The following is a 15915-nucleotide window of genomic DNA, read 5'->3' on the forward strand; positions in this document are numbered from 1 at the left end:
ACCTTTATGCTAATCGACTCGTTTCAGTTGTCACGTCCAACGAGCCTGATTCATTCTTGGCGACCCGAACCGTATCACCATCCCAAATTTCACCAGCAAGCAGTTTCTTAGCCAATTGATCACCGATCTCTTTTTGAATCAAGCGACGTAATGGGCGAGCACCGTAGGCAGGATCGTATCCGTGTTCTGCCAACCACTTCTTGGCATCCTCGCTGACATCAAGCTCCAGCCGACGATGTGACAGCCGCTTGCGCAAATCAGCCAGCTGAATATCGACAATGCTGGTCAATTGTTCCTCGCTTAATGGGTCGAAGATAACGACATCATCGAGACGATTGACGAATTCCGGTTTGAAGGCCTGCTTGACCGCATCCATCATCTGCTCACGAGTACCGCCAGCGCCGAGATTCGAGGTGAGGATCAACACCGTATTCCTAAAGTCAACAGTTCGACCCTGCCCATCAGTGAGCCGCCCCTCATCCAGCACCTGCAGCAAGATATCGAAAACATCGGGGTGCGCCTTCTCAACTTCGTCGAAAAGCACGACGGTATATGGCCGCCTACGCACAGCTTCGGTCAGCTGACCACCTTGATCGTAGCCAACATACCCTGGAGGAGCACCGACGAGGCGAGCAACGGAGTGCTTTTCACCGAATTCGGACATATCGATGCGCACCATCGCCCGATCATCATCGAACATAAATTCTGCCAATGCCTTAGCAAGCTCCGTCTTACCAACGCCCGTCGGCCCTAGGAACAAGAAGGAACCAGTTGGGCGGTTCGGATCAGCAACCCCAGCGCGGGACCGACGAACCGCATCGGATACCGCTTCCACAGCCTCGGTCTGCCCGACTACTCGCTTGCCAAGCTCGCCCTCCATGTTGAGCAGCTTCTCAGTTTCGCCAGCGAGCATCTTCCCAGCGGGAATTCCGGTCCACGCTGAAACCACTTCCGCAATCGTGTCTGGGGTCACCTCTTCTGTCAGCATGGTCGGAGCTGTCGAGGTGGCTTCTGCGTCCGCAAGTTGCTTTTCCAATTCAGGAATACGCCCATACCGCAATTCCGCTACCTTGCCATAGTCGCCATCACGTTCTGCGATCTCCGACTCCTGGCGCAATTGCTCCAGCTCTTCTTTGGCTTCCCGCACCTTGTCAATGGCGGCTTTCTCGTTGTGCCACCGGGCTTTTAGTTCTCCCAATCGTTCCCGCTCGTCGGCCAACTCTTGCTGCAGTTTCTCCAACCGATCTTTAGAAGCCGCATCGGTTTCTTTGGTTAACGCGACTTCCTCAATTTCTAGCCGACGCACGATCCGCTCAAGTTCATCAATTTCCTGCGGTGAGGAATCGATCTCCATACGCAACCGAGAAGCGGCCTCATCAACTAAGTCGATAGCTTTGTCCGGCAGGAACCGCGAGGTGATATACCGATCGGACAGGGTTGCAGCTGCCACCAGTGCCGAGTCCTGAATGCGAACTCCGTGATGCACTTCGTAGCGTTCTTTCAAACCGCGCAAAATTCCTATGGCGTCCTCAACTGAGGGCTCACCTACAAATACTTGCTGGAACCGCCGTTCCAAGGCGGCATCTTTCTCAATATATTTGCGGTATTCATCAAGAGTCGTGGCACCGACTAATCGCAGCTCCCCTCGGGCGAGCAACGGCTTAATCATATTGCCAGCATCCATCGCGGATTCGCCCGTAGCACCAGCACCCACTATGGTGTGGAGTTCGTCGATGAAAGTAATAATTTCGCCTTCTGCTTCTTTAATTTCATCGAGCACAGCCTTGAGTCGTTCTTCAAACTCGCCGCGGTACTTTGCACCAGCGACCATGGATCCAAGATCCAGGCTAATCAGCGTCTTTCCACGCAAGGATTCCGGAACGTCGCCCGCTACGATACGACGTGCCAGCCCTTCAACGATCGCGGTTTTACCAACACCAGGTTCACCGATCAATACTGGATTATTCTTTGTTCGGCGCGACAACACCTGGACAACGCGGCGAATTTCCGCATCGCGACCGATTACGGGGTCAATCTTGCCTTCCCTAGCACGGGCGGTGAGATCTGTTGAATACTTTTCTAATGCCTGGAAGCTCCCTTCCGGGTCCTGGTCGGTAACCTTTTTAGTCCCCCGCACTGTCGGGAACACACCTTTAATAGCGTCGTAAGTTGCGCCGCGTTTGGTCAACAACTCGGCGGCATCGGATTTTCCGCGAGCTATACCGGCTAGTAACACTTCAGTAGAGACATACTCATCACCTAATTCACCCGCTAGCTCCTGAGCCGCGGTTAGCGCATTCAATGCATCACGGTTAAAGGTGGGATTTGCCATCCCCGAGCCTTCAGCTCGCGGATAGCCGTTAACTAAAGTCACGGCTTCTTGCCGCACAACTTCTGGATCAACACCGGTAGCCCGAAGCACTGGGATAGCAATGCTGTCTTCCTGACCTAAAATCGCTGCTAGCAAATGCGCAGGGCGAATATCTGGATTACCCAGAGCCGAGGCCTGCTGCAAGGCCATTTGCAATGCTTCCTGCGTTTTTGTTGTTGGGTTAAAAGCGTTCATTTTTCTCCTTTTGGTTTCAACTTCCCTAAATTGAGTAAGATACACTCAACTTTGGTACCAGCATACACTAAAATTCAAAAAATGTTTAGCCCCCCAGGCTCAAGTTTTAAAATTTGACGGAATTCACATGCCCAATTTTAAACAAACCCCTCCCACTAAACCCGCTCCCCCCTATAATTTTTTGACCACATTTGCAAAAAATTGCGGCCAGACCAATCAAGATCCGACCGCAATTCATTTAACTTAATTACAATTAAGCAACTTCACACTCATCCCAATGTCCATCGTGCTCACGATGCCGATGTCCATCGTGGATATAATCCACATGATCACCATGCTGGACGGCTTCATGTCCACAGCCCTCGCCGTGGATATGCTCATGATTCTCATGAATCTTGCAGCTCATTTTCATTAACCTTTCTGGGTGCCGTTGTCTTTCATGTCTCAATCTACCCGATTTCTGCACGTTGTAAAGATTTTGGCGCAAACTTTTTCAAATGAAAGCATTTTCAATAACGACGCGCCGATAGTGGGAAATTTCAATAAAGAAAGCTTAATGAAAATAGTGCCACTAAACTGGAAATATTAAAATTAACGATCCGATTTATATGTTTTTCTAAGGAAGGTTACCCCCTGTATAGACTAACCACATTCGGGGTTACCTGTTCGACCCAGAAACAGGGTTAAAATAGACACCGTGACTGTAGAAACCCCGTTGAATCAAACCGTTGAGAAGCTACGTGCACTCAGCGAGGAATTCTCACGGGACGTTTTCCACTCGTTTTTCCGAAGTCACCCCCACGAGCGCCTCGTGATTAGCCCCGAGTTTCCCGTTGCCGCCGCAGTTAGCTTTATCTGCCACGGCGCAGACGCAAACGGCACGTTGTATCCTGAGACGGAAAATCGGCTCCGGGAATTAGCTGAGATCATCACCGCCCATGGATTCCGATCCATCCTGCCGTTCGCCGATGCAATCACCAAATCGATTCGACACTACTGCATGCGCGATGACTTTTTTGGCACTATTGCCGCAGAACGAGCAGTAGAACAGGCTGCGGAAATTCTCAATCACCAAGCCCTGTCGTCGATAAGCCACCCAGTCATGGCGGAAGTCGTGGAGGTAGAAAAACGGTGCCGCAATATTTCAGTGGTACGAGTTCTCACCGACTACCAGATCGACTACCGCTCCGGGCAGTTTCTCACAGTTAATTCGGACTACACCGGGGGGCGTTGGCGTGATCTTTGCCCAAGCATCCCATCCAACGAAGCCCGACAAGTCGAATTCCACGTCTACGCTGGTGACGAAGCCACCTCCATCCTGGGTGCATCCCGTGCTGGTGACCGGCTCCGTATCGGGGCTGCCGGTGGTGGGTTCACTATCGACTATGAAGAAGACCTCCTTCTTCTCGCACACGGCACGGGACTAGCTGCGGCTCGCGCCATCATCATTGACCTGCTAATGCGATCCAACCAACCCCGCACCCATCTTTTCGTCAGCGCAGACTATCCCGGTGAACTCTACGAGCTTCAAGGGCTCTGGCAACTTGCCAGCGCCGCCCCGTGGTTATTTATCAAACCTATCGTCCGCAATAAAACCGATGCCTGGTGGGTCGGCGCCACCGAACACAGCACTGCTCCGCGGGGTCTGCACTTGATGGAGGTCGGTAAACTTGGCGAAGTTGTTTCCAGCTACGGAACCTGGGAAGGACACCAAATCCTCATCACTGGCCCGACCGATATTGTCACCGAAACTCGGCTCGCACTGCTTCGTGGCGGCACTCCAGACTCGATAATCCAAACTCAAGGTTCCAGCCGCGATTATTTCTGGGACTAGCAGACTAGCACCGCCTGATATAAGCATTCTCCCCTACCCACGACTTCTCATAGATCCATCAAGTCGGAGATTCAGGTTCTGGAGGCGTCGAAAAGCACACGTCGATTGCCACTAAAACTATAAATCTCCGACTTCACCCCACGTGTAAAACCACACAGCCGCCAACAGCTTTCCGAGCGAAAAGGAATTGGCGGCTAGTTAGGCTACTTATGTGAATAATCTTGCGGATAATCCACAACGGGAAGCTTTTCACGTACCCGTGCCACATCAGCGATATCGATGTCAAAGAGCAATAGCTCCTCCTCAGCTCCCGCTTCAGCCGCGATCCGACCATCGGGGGTCGTGATCGTAGAGCACCCTACACCGCGTGGTGCAGTGCCGGAAGGCTGCGTTTCAGCCTGATCTGCCGCTATTACCCAGGATGTGGAATCGAGAGCACGAGCTTGGCTGAGCAGGTGTTTTTGCCGGAGTTTATCCGCGCCACCTGCCCAAGAAATAGGTACCACGATAACCTGCGCGCCGCGTGCTGCTAGCTGCCGGAAAAGCTCCGGAAACCTCAAGTCGTAGCAGATAGCTAGGCCGATTTTTGTATCGGCGTAGTCGAAAACCACGAGCTTTTCGCCTGGTTTCACGGTGTCCGATTCACGGTAGCCAAATGCATCGTACGTGTGGATTTTATCGTAGTGGTGAACCTCGCCGGTGGGCAGAGCGGCAATCGCGGTGTTTGTTATTCGATTGATCGTTTTATCACCGCGATGTATCGAATCAGCGGGGCGAAAAATGCCAGCAATTATGGCGATGTTTTCTAATTGTGCGCAATCAGCAATGGCGGTGACAAAATCACCTTCAAGGGGTTCGGCAGCTTTATCGAGACGCCCGGTGCCAAACGCCTGCATCGTTGCTTCAGGAAAGACAATCAGCCGGGCGCCTTGCTTGGCGGCAGTGGCAGCAAGGGCACAAACCCGAGCGAGATTGTCGGGTTTATCCACAGATGAGCGAATTTGACCGATTGCAACTTTCATGGCTCCCAGCATAATGCCTGTTCGCATCCGAAGTTATCCACAGGCGAAAATTATTTTTTAAAGTTTTGCCACTTTTGGTTGCACTGTTGTTGCAATGGAGCTATGAGTACTTTCACATCTTTTGATCGAAACGTTGAGTTTCCCTTCTCTCCGCCACCGCAGCTACCCGTTAGCCACGACGTTGGGGCAGCTAACAGCACAAACGCCGCACTGGCGCAGTTTCACTCAGTCACCCTTGACGCATTGTCATCTAAAGAGGCTGCGTTGGCGGACCATATTTCCGCTTTACGACGATTCACTGCCGCCCAAATTCAGATTGATTCCTCCTTCGCTACCAATCTGGAGGAAAAATAATGCTGCCACTAGATTCCACTTTGCTGAAACAAGCTGCAGCTTCCCATCGGCAATTTGTCGCTGCTACAGAACAATTCCTGACCGAACTTAAGCCACAATGGGCTAAGGCTTTCAACGTTGCTACCGGCATGGCATACGACGCAGGCAAAGACACCTTGGGGGAAATCGTTGAATCGATGGTCGCTGAATGGACGAAATCCCACAAACTAGCGACATACTTGGAGCTTACTGCCGATACACAACGGGACTTGGAGCGAAAACTCCATCTCGTTTCTTCAATGGCCCGCGCTTTAGGTCTAGCAGTGGAAGGCCCAGTTGTAGTTCCAGTAACACCTGCCGCAATTAACCTAGTCGCCATATTTCAGCAGATAGTTAGTACTATCTACGCTTGGGGGAAGATGCTTGATACCGCATGTGCATGGCAGGTCATGGAGCTGTCGGGGTGCTCGCTGACGCCTGATCCGAAGGCGAAGCTGCTGGCGGAGTTGGAAATGTCTGAGTTACCTGAAAACCGGTTGTCCAAACAACATAGCGAGGCCATGACACAAGCACCCCCTGAAATCACCCAGCTATTGGCCGATAATCCGGAAGCTCAATTACTTCAGGTATCGAAAAATAATTTCGCAGTTGTTTTAGGGGATCCCTATACCGCAGATGTAGTCAGTACCGTATATGGTGGGGTTGGCTCAGCTGAACCCAACCAGTGGGCTGGAGATCTTGGCCGCTTGAAGGAATTCCATGGAACGGTTGCAGGTGCAGTGGCACCGGAAAAGATCAGTACGGCAACGGTAATGTTTGTGAATTTGGATTCTCCATCAAGCTTGCCCGCTGGGGCTAGCCCGATACCGCCGATCAAGGGAGCAGAGCAGGTTCAAGTGTTCCAACAGTCGTTAGCAGCAGCTAATCCCCAAGCCAAACAGCTAGCACTGGGGCACAGTCTAGGTTCAGTCACACTAGCATTAGCTGGCCAACGTCCGGGCGGATTAGCAGCGGATACCATGATTAATGTTGGTAGTCCAGGAAACCGTGCCCCATCAGCCCATGCTATTGAGCTGAAAGGAGAAAACCCCCGGATCATTTCTGCGATCAATGATGCAGACCCGATCCGGATGGTTCCTGATATTCATGGGCCAGCCCCTCATTCACCAGAATATGGTGCCGAGGTGTGGAATTTGCACGGCGATCATTCCTCCTATTTCCGTGACTCCGCATTCCAACACCTCGTAGCCAAGGAGGTTCGCAGGCTTGCGCAATCAGACTAGTTGTTAGTCGTAGCGGATTGCCATGCGGCCATCAATCGCACCGTTGCGCATGTCTTCAAATACCGAGTTCACGTCACCGAGTTTGCATTCGGTGACGGTGGGCTTGATTAGACCCCGTGCATAGAAGTCCAGTGCTTCTTCCAGATCTTGGCGGGTTCCCACCAAAGAGCCGCGAATTGTCAAAGCCTTGAACACAATGTCGAAGATTGGTGCTGGGAAATCTCCTGGCGGTAGACCATTGAATACGATCGTTCCGCCCTTGCGGGTCATGTCGATCGCCTGACCAAAAGCCTTAGGGTGAACCGCAGTAACCAGCACACCGTGGGCGCCACCCTTGGTGTATTCGTTGATGGCAGCAGCAGGATCCGTTTCCGCCGCATTGACTGTGAATTCTGCACCGTGTTTCTTAGCCAGCTCCAGTTTTTCCGGCGCAATATCCACCGCAATGACGCGTAGTCCCATCGCAACGGCGTACTGCACCGCGATGTGGCCTAGACCGCCAACACCGGAAATAACCACAAATTGCCCTGGCCGGGTGTCGGTTACTTTGAGTCCTTTGTACACTGTGACACCAGCGCACAGGATTGGTGCGACTTCTACGGGGTCGGCTCCCTCGGGGATGCGAGCACAGTAGCGAGTGTCAACCAACATGTACTCACCGAAGGAACCATCGACGGTGTATCCGCCATACTCAGCTGAATTGCATAGCGTTTCCCAGCCGGTACGACAGTGTTCGCAGGTTCCACATGCGGACCATAGCCACACATTGCCCACCATGTCGCCCACTTGCACGTCATGGTCACCGGGGCCTAATTTCACTACCTCGCCCACGCCTTCATGCCCTGGCACAAATGGGGGTTCTGGTTTGACTGGCCAATCGCCTTCCGCGGCATGGAGATCTGTGTGGCAGACACCGGAGGCGAGGTTTTTCACCAGCGCTTGATGCGGCCCTGGTTCTGGCAGGTCCAGGGTGCCAATTGTTAGTTCTGGACCGAATTCTTCAACGATTGCGGCATTAAATTGATCGGACATAGGGGGATACCTTTCTCCCAAAACCGGTAATAACAACAGTTTTCAATAACTGCTCAAAATGCCGAGAGACCGGGAATACCCGGTCTCTCGCTCGCCTATTCGTTAGGATTTTTTGTTTTAGTTACTTCCTAGAACAGACCCGTTGGATTCTCATCGTATGAAACCAGCATACACTTGGTTTCTTGGTAGTGATCCATCATCATCGCGTGATTTTCACGTCCAATACCGGACTGCTTGTAACCACCAAAAGCGGCGTGTGCTGGATAGTTGTGATAATTATTGACCCAGATACGCCCCGCCTCAATAGCACGGGCAGCACGGTAAGCATTATTTTGATCGCGACTCCACACTCCGGCCCCCAAACCGTAGATGGTGTCGTTGGCAATCTCCATGGCCTCTTCGAATGTCTTAAAGGTAGTGACAGCCAAAACCGGTCCGAAGATTTCTTCCCGGAAGCAATTCATTGAGTTATCGCCCTTCATGATGGTCGGCTCAATATAGTAGCCACCCTCCAGGCCTTCAAACTGGGCAACTTTGCCACCGGTAAGCACCTCGGCGCCTTCTGCAGGGCCAGATTCTAAGTATCCGGTGATCTTTTCCATCTGTTCCTGCGAGGCCTGAGCGCCCATCATGGTATCCGTGTCCAACGGGTTTCCGGTCTTGATTTCTTTTACCTTTTGCACTGCAAGCGCAAGGAATTCCTCAGCTATGTCCTCATGAACCAATGCGCGGGAAGGGCAGGTGCAGACTTCACCTTGGTTGAGGGCAAACATAGCAAGACCTTCAATACACTTGGCCCGGAAAGCATCATCTTTATCCATGACGTCTGGGAAGAAAATCGACGGGGATTTTCCGCCCAGCTCCAACGTGATAGGGATGATCTTGTCCGAGACTGCCTTGTGAATAATCTGGCCAACTGCAGTGGAACCAGTGAAGGCAATCTTGCCAATCCGGTTCGATGCGGTGAGCGCAGCGCCTGCTTCTTCACCAAAACCGTTGACTACATTGAGTACGCCAGTTGGCAGGAGATCTTCAATGAGCTCAATAAGCACCAAGAGGCTAGCTGGGGTCTGCTCAGCTGGCTTTAAAACGATGCAGTTTCCAGCGGCTAGCGCAGGTGCGATCTTCCAGGCGGCCATGAGGATAGGGAAGTTCCATGGGATGATCTGCCCCACTACCCCAATGGGTTCCTTGAAATGATAAGCGACAGTGTTCTCGTCGATTTGCGAGATTCTCCCTTCTTGGGTGCGTGCCACACCGGCGAAATAGCGGAAGTGGTCGATAGCAAGCGGAATGTCTGCCGCCAATGTCTCCCGGATAGCCTTGCCATTTTCCCAGGTTTCAGCAACGGCGAGCTTTTCGAGGTTTTCTTCCAACCTATCCGCGATCTTATTCAGGATTAACGCCCGCTCAGCCGCCGACACTTTTGACCACTCCGCCTTGGCGGCGTGCGCCGCATCCAAAGCCAATTCGATATCTTCGGCGGTTGAGCGCGGAACCCGGGTAAAGACCTCGCCGGTAACTGGGGTAATGTTGTCGAAATATTCCCCTGCAACTGGCGGCACCCATGCACCCCCGATGAAGTTTTCGTATTGCTCTTTGTAATCAAAAATGGCGCCTGGGGTTCCAGGATTGGCGTAAACAGTCATGAAGATTCCTTTCGGTAGGAATTAAATCTTTTGGGGCATTACCCCGCCGTCACGCATGCGTTACCGCCACTATAACCGTGACCTGAGTCACTGTAAAGGAAAAGAGTGACAGCAGCTATATGCAAAGAGTCGAATGCATATCGACCATGCAGGCTGTCACCCTTTTTGCTAATTTGGCTATATCCCCCGTTTGCTGCTCCAGGATCAGCGTTTCCGACTCCGGCGCGGTTCCCACATCACTACCGCCGTGGATCTAGGAACGTGGACGATTTCACCCCGGGGGCGCCCTCGTTTCAGATCCTCGTTTTCTTGTCTAACTTCCGCTAATTCCGCATGTAGTTTTTCGTTTTCCTTTTTCAATTCGATAATTGCTTTAATGCCCGCCAAATTAACGCCATCTTCTTGGCTGAGACGTTGCACGGTGCGCAACAGTTCGACGTCGGCACGCGAGTAGCGGCGCCCACCGCCGGTGGTGCGCTGCGGGGTCACCAATCCCATGCGGTCGTAGGTGCGTAGCGTTTGCGCATGCATTCCGGATAGTTCCGCCGCCACGGAGATCACGAATACTTCTTCTACTCGGTTTTCTTTCTGTGACACTTCCAACACCTCCTTTAAGCGTTAGTTATTTCCGACCCAGCCAGCACGAGGATCGAATCCGGATTCTTTTTCGGTTTCAATGTAGTGCTTAAGTGCACTAGTTGCAGCCGCCGACAGGTTTTTGGGGACTTGAACCTTCACCCGAACATGCAGGTCACCAGATTGACCGTCTCGTTTTGGAATGCCTCGTCCACGGACTCGCAGCACCCGCCCATCCGGAGTTCCAGCAGGTATTTTCACCCGCACTGGCGAATCAAGCGTCGGCACGGTGATCGTATCACCGAGGGCTAATTCCCCGAACGATACCGGCACTTCAACTTCTAGGTCGTCGCCTTTACGGCTGAAAACTTTGTCGTCACGCACATGCACTATGACAAAAAGATCCCCAGCTGGTGTGCCATGCGGCCCGGCTTCACCTTGTCCGGCTAGCCGCACCTTTTGCCCATCAACGACACCGACGGGAATACGAACGGTGATGGAGCGAGAACGACGCACGGTACCGGTTCCCCGGCAATCGAGACAGGGATCCGGGATGATTTTTCCGGTTCCTTCACAATCGCTACAGGGCGCTGAGAAACCAAACGCCCCGCGGTTTTCCGAGCGATAACCAGATCCATTACAACTTGGGCAATTGACCGCTGCGCCGGATTGCGAGCCTGAACCGTGACAGGCAGCGCAGGGGGCATCACCGGTGATTTGCAGCGGGATTGTGGTCCCTCTTGCCGCTTCCCGGAAATCTAAGGTTATTTCCGTTTCGACGTCCGCGCCCCGCGTCGGCCGAGCTGTCCGGCGAGGACTGCTCCAAGCACTACCGAAGATGTCGCTAAAACCGCTGGCAGCACCACCTCCTCCAAAAATGTCAGAGAAGTCTTGAAACTGTGAGTTTCCACGAAACCCACCTCTTAAACCACCCCCTGCCCGCAACATGGCTTTAAATTCGTCATATTCTTTACGTTTGGCGGTATCCCCTAATACATCGTAGGCTTCCGCTACCGCTTTAAAGCGCTCTTCGCGTTTAGTATCCCCAGGGTGGGAATCGGGATGGTTTTCCCGCGCTAATTTTCGGTATGCTTTTTTAATCTCGGCATCTGTTGCACTTGATGCCACACCGAGATCTGCATAGTAATCTTTGTCTGCCCATTCGTTTTTCGCAGCCATTGCATTCCTCCAGTTTTATAGTTGAGTCTATCTCACTAAAGTTTAGCGCGTTTTCCCTTTGCAGACACTATCGGTTCACCCACAGCGAACTAGTTAGCACACTGTTGATGCAACCAGTCACGCGCGTCTACTTCCGGCTGCTCGGAAAGCACATCGGGATCGATGGGTTCCTCTGCAAATTCTTCTCCAGTTCGGGCTACATCTTTGGCGGTGGTGATCATTATTGCCGCACCATCGGGCATATCAAACACGACATTTGCACTAGCATAACCGGCCGACGGCTGACCGAAAGTTCGCACATTGTCTAGACCACGGAAACTTAGCACCGTAGCCTCACCGGAGCTGCCCGTATGCTCGTCGAAAAGCACGGCGATGGGGCCATTAAATTTGCTTTGCGACGCCACAGTGATCGGTGAACCACCACCCTCAACGGAACCGCCGGATATCGTAACATCGCTGCTATACCGCCCTTTGAAAGTAAGTACCACCCCATCCGGCAATAGTGAACTCACCCCGGCCAGCATCGGCCCCATATCGCCACCAGTGTTCCCCCGCAGGTCGACGATCACCCCGCAGGCTCCCGCAACATTGTCTTTTAGCCCCTGCGCCAAACTGTCAGCATATTGCTGCGCAACCGGCCCTCGCGCGACATGTGGAACCGTTGCAATCACAATATCGCCATCCCTAGACACATTCGGCAGGGTTGTATCCTGGACTGTTCCTGGCTTATTGCGTTCTGGCGGGATAACCCCCGAATGCTTACCACCAGCGGCTTTGAGGACCCGTTCGATAATCGGATGGGTTTGTGCGACCGAATCCACATCTTTTACTTCCTCCTTAGCCTGGGCGAGGACCTTGGCAAATTCCGGCGAATCCGCGTACAGTCCCTGCATTTGCGCCACATCAAAGGCGAAATTCGCGTATCGCTGCGGGGTCGCGACTACAAATATAGGGCGCCCGATCAGCCCCGCCCCCAAGACCGGACCAAAGAACCACGTGACAATACCAGCTAGAACCAGTACCACCACGGCAATAATTCCCAGAATCTTTCTCATATTCACTACTCCTTCACGCTGAATAGGTCACCCGGCTGGCATTCGAGTGCCGCACACAACGCAGCCAGCGTTGTAAACCGCACAGCCTTTGCCCGGTTATTTTTCAGAACCGATAAGTTCACCACGGTGACCCCCACTTCGTCCGCAAGGGCGGCGAGGGTCATATCCCGACTCTCAAGCAAGCTGTCAAGATGACATACCACTTCGGCCATCTACACCAGCCCCTCTTGATCCTCTTGCATTTGAATACCTTTCCTTGTCACCAGCCTAAAGAAAAACAATGTGACAAATACCCCGTACACAATGGCGACCTCCTGGCCACCGAGTCGAAATTCCCACCAATCCGCAATTTCAAACTGGGCAGCCACGTAATTGGCACCCATGTTTTGAACGAAGATTCCACATAGATACATCACAAATGCAGAAATCGTGACCGTGAAATATGTGCTGTTCTTCGCAGTAAAGAACTGCCCACGCAGCGCTTGCCCTATCACCAATGCCAATGCCGTAAAGCCACCAATGATGGCGAGCCATTTGATCACAACACCAGCCACCAGAAACCCTGCGGCAGCTGGCTCCACGCGTGAAAGAAGAATCATTCCAGCATTACCCGCGTCCCCAATCGCATATGCGAGCTTGTGAGCAACTTGACCGCGCCACAAAAGATCAACGAAATCACCAATGGTAAAAACCACCGCCAGCCCATATGCCACCAGCAGGAACTTTAAATCTCGTTGTTCTTTTCGCAGTTCATTACCTGCATTTACCATGAGGATCACCTTTCAACAACTCAAAACATATCGACTTTCGATATATCGTTAATCGTTATGCTATATCGAAAAACGATATGCCGCAAGGGGGAAATGCAATCCCACCCCTTGCGCCAAGTCGGAGATTGCGCTTTTGGGCCGTCGAAAAGCGGGATCAAGACATCCAAGATGCACCAATCCCCGACTTCACAACCCGCAAGCGGCCACCCATCCCCCACCCCACGAACCAAGCACCACACCCCACAGGCCCGCCCGATCCCCAAGGTCGGAGATTGCGACCACAGATCACAAAAAGCCCAGACCGCCCAAGCCGCAATACTTAAATCCCCGACTTGACATACGCTCACCCCACACCAGAAAGCACCCCCGAAGCTTATGGAAAAATCCATAAAACTTACCCCCAAATAAACCTAGAATAAGAAAAAACACAATCAATTGACAGTAAACGTGTCATATTATTTTCATGCGTAAGACAATTTCATCCTTAATCTTCGCCACGGCAGTTGCGCTTAGCGCGCAGCCTGCACTGGCTCAGACCTCCGAAATCCCGGCGACTCCTTCCATTACCGAAACTCAGCCGAGCCCCAGCCAACCAGGTACCAATCCTGAAAATCCTGAACAAGAGCCTCAGCAAGAAGGACTCTCGCCCGGCCAGATCGCTGGCATCACCGCCGGTGTCGTTGCCGTCGTCGGCCTGGCTGGCGCAGGCGTTCATTGGGCAATGCAAGAAGGTTTGATCCCCAACCCGTTCCAGCCACCAGCTCCACCTGCGCCGCCCGCACCTCCGGCACCACCAGCACCTCCGGCACCACCAGCACCTCCGGCTCCGGCTCCTGCTCCAGCACCGCGTCCAGCTCCGGCCCCAGCACCCCGCCCTGCTCCTCGGCCAGCCCCAGCTCCAGCGCCCGCACCACAGGCATTCCGTTATGAGAATTGCCGCGCCGTGTGGCGGGACCTCGGTCGGCCAATCCGCAGCAACGATCGTGGCTACCACCGCGGCTTAGACCGCGACGGTGACGGCGTCGGTTGTGAGCGTCGACCACGGTAACTGTTACAGGGCTCGCCTCTCCCTTAGGGCGAGCCCTTCATATTGCCCCCAATACATTTTTCTCGATTACACCACAGCAATGAAGTCGGAGATTGCAATCCCAAGGCCGCGTTTCCCAAGGCCAAATCTTCATTTTCAGGCGGTGAAAACACAATCTCCGACTTCATACAATCTTCTAGAATCCACAGCCTCCACATAATGAATTCCCACACATTACGCTCATCCAAAACACGCCTAAGCTGCCTAATTACAAGCTCACTAGTAACTGTCGCCGCCTGGCAATCACCAGCAATAGCACAGCCGCACCCCTCAGACTCCCCTGCAGCAACAGCTGAGCAGCAGACACAGCTTGTACACCAATCAGAAGTCCCCGAGACTGACGGTTCCGGTTCTAGCATGTCAACGATTTTTGATGGACGTGGCCCAGGCGAAATCGCAGCCATCGCCACCACCGGTGTCGTGGTGGTTGGTTTTATCGGCACCGCTGTGGGGTGGGCGATTTCAGAAGGACTTATCCCTAATCCCTTACCAGGTGTCATTCACATCGGGCAAAGCCCCAACCGTTCCCAGCCAGGGCAGCAAAAAGTGCAACAACAGCCGCCGCGGTTTAAGAATTGCACTGAAGCACGTGCTTATTTTCAGGACGACGGCAAATATCGGCCTGGGCATCTTGGATACCAACTGCATTTGGATGACGATAATGATGGCATCGCTTGCGAGTAGCTAAACGCTCGTTAACCCTCCAGCAATTGCTTTAATTGCTTGGGATAGTCCGTGATCAACCCGTCGACACCTAGCGAGATGAGTCGTTGCATGTCGGCCAGATCATTGACTGTCCACGGCACCACCCGTAATCCGGCGTCGTGTGCTCGATGGATCAGGTCGGCGTCAACAAGGTTGTAGTCTGGTGATAACACCGCGATATTATGGTCTTTAGCTGCCGAAATAATATCGGCGTTGTACGGGCCCCATGTGGTGGTTTCGTGCCAGGTTGTCTCGTCCCAAAGGGCAACCAGCGCAATATTGGGATCGATATCATGCACCAGGGGGAAGGTACGCCAGTCGAATGATTGGATCATGACTTTGTTGCGTACTCCTGCCGCATCAATCGCAGCAAAGATGGCGGTGACGAATTGCTCGGGGGTGGCGCAGATCTCGGGTTTTTCCGCCTCAATCTTGGTTTCGATATTGAACCACACGTCGTGTCCTGCGGCGATCTCGAATACCTCGGGCAGGGAAATGATGTGGTTATTGGGTATTACTTCAGCGTTAGGGAAATCCGGCAATTGTTTGGAGCATTCGATTTGGCTGAGCTGTGTAAAAGTTAAGTCGTGGACAGTTTCACCAATACGGCTGGAGCATTTTTCTTCTAGAATAATCGGGTCGTGCCAAACCGCTGGTACTAGGTCCTTGGTCAGCACAATGTCGAGTTCGAGGGTTGTTACCCCTAGCTGGAGGGCATTTTTAAATGCGGTTGCGGATTCTTCGGTCCAGTGTCCGCGCCCGCCGCGGTGGGCTTGAACATCAAATGTTGGTAGTGGATACACGGTTAAATCTTAGCTTTTCGA

General features: G+C 52.8%; 16 protein-coding genes. 6 read left to right on the forward strand and 10 right to left on the reverse strand.

Annotation, left to right across the window (positions count from 1 at the left end):
• Nucleotides 1-4: 4 nt before the first annotated feature.
• Complete coding sequence (gene clpB, locus CMUST_RS13515) at nucleotides 5-2566, reverse strand: ATP-dependent chaperone ClpB (protein ID WP_047262946.1); 2562 nt, start codon at nucleotides 2564-2566, stop codon at nucleotides 5-7.
• Between the two features lie 277 nt (nucleotides 2567-2843).
• Here clpB and CMUST_RS16895 point away from each other — a divergent pair, with 277 nt between their 5' ends.
• Both CMUST_RS16895 and CMUST_RS13520 read left to right on the forward strand, forming a co-directional pair.
• Nucleotides 2844-2981, forward strand: coding sequence for a hypothetical protein (locus CMUST_RS16895; RefSeq protein WP_162488703.1), 138 nt, complete (start codon nucleotides 2844-2846; stop codon nucleotides 2979-2981).
• A gap of 282 nt (nucleotides 2982-3263) precedes the next feature.
• Nucleotides 3264-4400 (forward strand): ferredoxin reductase domain-containing protein, encoded by a 1137-nt coding sequence (locus CMUST_RS13520; RefSeq protein ID WP_052844791.1) that lies wholly within the window; start codon nucleotides 3264-3266, stop codon nucleotides 4398-4400.
• 203 nt (nucleotides 4401-4603) lie between these two features.
• On the opposite strand, the gene CMUST_RS13525 is transcribed toward CMUST_RS13520, so the two are convergent.
• Nucleotides 4604-5422 (reverse strand): carbon-nitrogen hydrolase family protein, encoded by an 819-nt coding sequence (locus tag CMUST_RS13525; protein WP_047263676.1) that lies wholly within the window; start codon nucleotides 5420-5422, stop codon nucleotides 4604-4606.
• Between the two features lie 102 nt (nucleotides 5423-5524).
• On the opposite strand from CMUST_RS13525, the gene CMUST_RS13530 reads away from it, so the two are divergent.
• Together CMUST_RS13530 and CMUST_RS13535 are read left to right on the forward strand one after the other, a co-directional pair.
• A complete protein-coding gene (locus tag CMUST_RS13530; protein WP_047262947.1) occupies nucleotides 5525-5776 on the forward strand; it encodes a hypothetical protein in 252 nt (83 codons plus the stop codon).
• The gene (locus tag CMUST_RS13535; RefSeq protein ID WP_047262948.1) at nucleotides 5776-7038 is read left to right on the forward strand and encodes an alpha/beta hydrolase; all 1263 of its coding nucleotides are present in this window, start codon (nucleotides 5776-5778) and stop codon (nucleotides 7036-7038) included. The genes CMUST_RS13530 and CMUST_RS13535 overlap by 1 nt, the downstream gene beginning before the upstream one ends.
• A gap of 3 nt (nucleotides 7039-7041) precedes the next feature.
• On the opposite strand, the gene CMUST_RS13540 is transcribed toward CMUST_RS13535, so the two are convergent.
• The 7 genes from CMUST_RS13540 to CMUST_RS13570 form a co-directional block, all read right to left on the reverse strand.
• Nucleotides 7042-8070, reverse strand: a complete 1029-nt coding sequence (locus CMUST_RS13540) for a zinc-dependent alcohol dehydrogenase (protein WP_047262949.1) — start codon at nucleotides 8068-8070, stop codon at nucleotides 7042-7044.
• 128 nt (nucleotides 8071-8198) lie between these two features.
• Nucleotides 8199-9719, reverse strand: a complete 1521-nt coding sequence (gene exaC / locus CMUST_RS13545; RefSeq protein WP_047262950.1) for an acetaldehyde dehydrogenase ExaC — start codon at nucleotides 9717-9719, stop codon at nucleotides 8199-8201.
• Between the two features lie 204 nt (nucleotides 9720-9923).
• Nucleotides 9924-10316, reverse strand: a complete 393-nt coding sequence (locus tag CMUST_RS13550; protein ID WP_047262951.1) for a heat shock protein transcriptional repressor HspR — start codon at nucleotides 10314-10316, stop codon at nucleotides 9924-9926.
• Nucleotides 10317-10337: 21 nt separating this feature from the next.
• Nucleotides 10338-11474 (reverse strand): molecular chaperone DnaJ, encoded by a 1137-nt coding sequence (gene dnaJ, locus CMUST_RS13555; RefSeq protein WP_047262952.1) that lies wholly within the window; start codon nucleotides 11472-11474, stop codon nucleotides 10338-10340.
• Between the two features lie 89 nt (nucleotides 11475-11563).
• Nucleotides 11564-12529 (reverse strand): S41 family peptidase, encoded by a 966-nt coding sequence (locus tag CMUST_RS13560; protein WP_047262953.1) that lies wholly within the window; start codon nucleotides 12527-12529, stop codon nucleotides 11564-11566.
• Between the two features lie 5 nt (nucleotides 12530-12534).
• Nucleotides 12535-12741, reverse strand: coding sequence for a helix-turn-helix domain-containing protein (locus tag CMUST_RS13565; RefSeq protein ID WP_047262954.1), 207 nt, complete (start codon nucleotides 12739-12741; stop codon nucleotides 12535-12537).
• Nucleotides 12742-13299, reverse strand: a complete 558-nt coding sequence (locus CMUST_RS13570; RefSeq protein ID WP_047262955.1) for a hypothetical protein — start codon at nucleotides 13297-13299, stop codon at nucleotides 12742-12744. It lies immediately after the preceding gene.
• Nucleotides 13300-13762: 463 nt separating this feature from the next.
• Between CMUST_RS13570 and CMUST_RS16420 the strand changes: the two genes are divergently transcribed.
• Both CMUST_RS16420 and CMUST_RS16425 read left to right on the forward strand, forming a co-directional pair.
• Nucleotides 13763-14347 (forward strand): excalibur calcium-binding domain-containing protein, encoded by a 585-nt coding sequence (locus CMUST_RS16420; protein WP_047262956.1) that lies wholly within the window; start codon nucleotides 13763-13765, stop codon nucleotides 14345-14347.
• 198 nt (nucleotides 14348-14545) lie between these two features.
• A complete protein-coding gene (locus tag CMUST_RS16425) occupies nucleotides 14546-15070 on the forward strand; it encodes an excalibur calcium-binding domain-containing protein (RefSeq protein ID WP_083987590.1) in 525 nt (174 codons plus the stop codon).
• A gap of 11 nt (nucleotides 15071-15081) precedes the next feature.
• Here CMUST_RS16425 and CMUST_RS13585 read toward each other — a convergent pair whose 3' ends face one another.
• Nucleotides 15082-15894, reverse strand: coding sequence for a glycerophosphodiester phosphodiesterase family protein (locus CMUST_RS13585; RefSeq protein WP_047262958.1), 813 nt, complete (start codon nucleotides 15892-15894; stop codon nucleotides 15082-15084).
• Nucleotides 15895-15915 lie beyond the last annotated feature (21 nt).

It is taken from the genome of Corynebacterium mustelae (assembly GCF_001020985.1).
GTDB lineage: Bacteria > Actinomycetota > Actinomycetes > Mycobacteriales > Mycobacteriaceae > Corynebacterium > Corynebacterium mustelae.

Coding starts and splice junctions, on each gene's coding strand:
- clpB (WP_047262946.1), bottom strand. CDS start 2,566: ATGAACGCTTTTAACCCAACAACAAAAACGCAGGAAGCATTGCAAATG.
- CMUST_RS16895 (WP_162488703.1), top strand. CDS start 2,844: ATGTCCATCGTGCTCACGATGCCGATGTCCATCGTGGATATAATCCAC.
- CMUST_RS13525 (WP_047263676.1), bottom strand. CDS start 5,422: ATGAAAGTTGCAATCGGTCAAATTCGCTCATCTGTGGATAAACCCGAC.
- CMUST_RS13530 (WP_047262947.1), top strand. CDS start 5,525: ATGAGTACTTTCACATCTTTTGATCGAAACGTTGAGTTTCCCTTCTCT.
- CMUST_RS13535 (WP_047262948.1), top strand. CDS start 5,776: ATGCTGCCACTAGATTCCACTTTGCTGAAACAAGCTGCAGCTTCCCAT.
- CMUST_RS13540 (WP_047262949.1), bottom strand. CDS start 8,070: ATGTCCGATCAATTTAATGCCGCAATCGTTGAAGAATTCGGTCCAGAA.
- exaC (WP_047262950.1), bottom strand. CDS start 9,719: ATGACTGTTTACGCCAATCCTGGAACCCCAGGCGCCATTTTTGATTAC.
- dnaJ (WP_047262952.1), bottom strand. CDS start 11,474: ATGGCTGCGAAAAACGAATGGGCAGACAAAGATTACTATGCAGATCTC.
- CMUST_RS13560 (WP_047262953.1), bottom strand. CDS start 12,529: ATGAGAAAGATTCTGGGAATTATTGCCGTGGTGGTACTGGTTCTAGCT.
- CMUST_RS13565 (WP_047262954.1), bottom strand. CDS start 12,741: ATGGCCGAAGTGGTATGTCATCTTGACAGCTTGCTTGAGAGTCGGGAT.
- CMUST_RS13570 (WP_047262955.1), bottom strand. CDS start 13,299: ATGGTAAATGCAGGTAATGAACTGCGAAAAGAACAACGAGATTTAAAG.
- CMUST_RS16420 (WP_047262956.1), top strand. CDS start 13,763: ATGCGTAAGACAATTTCATCCTTAATCTTCGCCACGGCAGTTGCGCTT.
- CMUST_RS16425 (WP_083987590.1), top strand. CDS start 14,546: ATGAATTCCCACACATTACGCTCATCCAAAACACGCCTAAGCTGCCTA.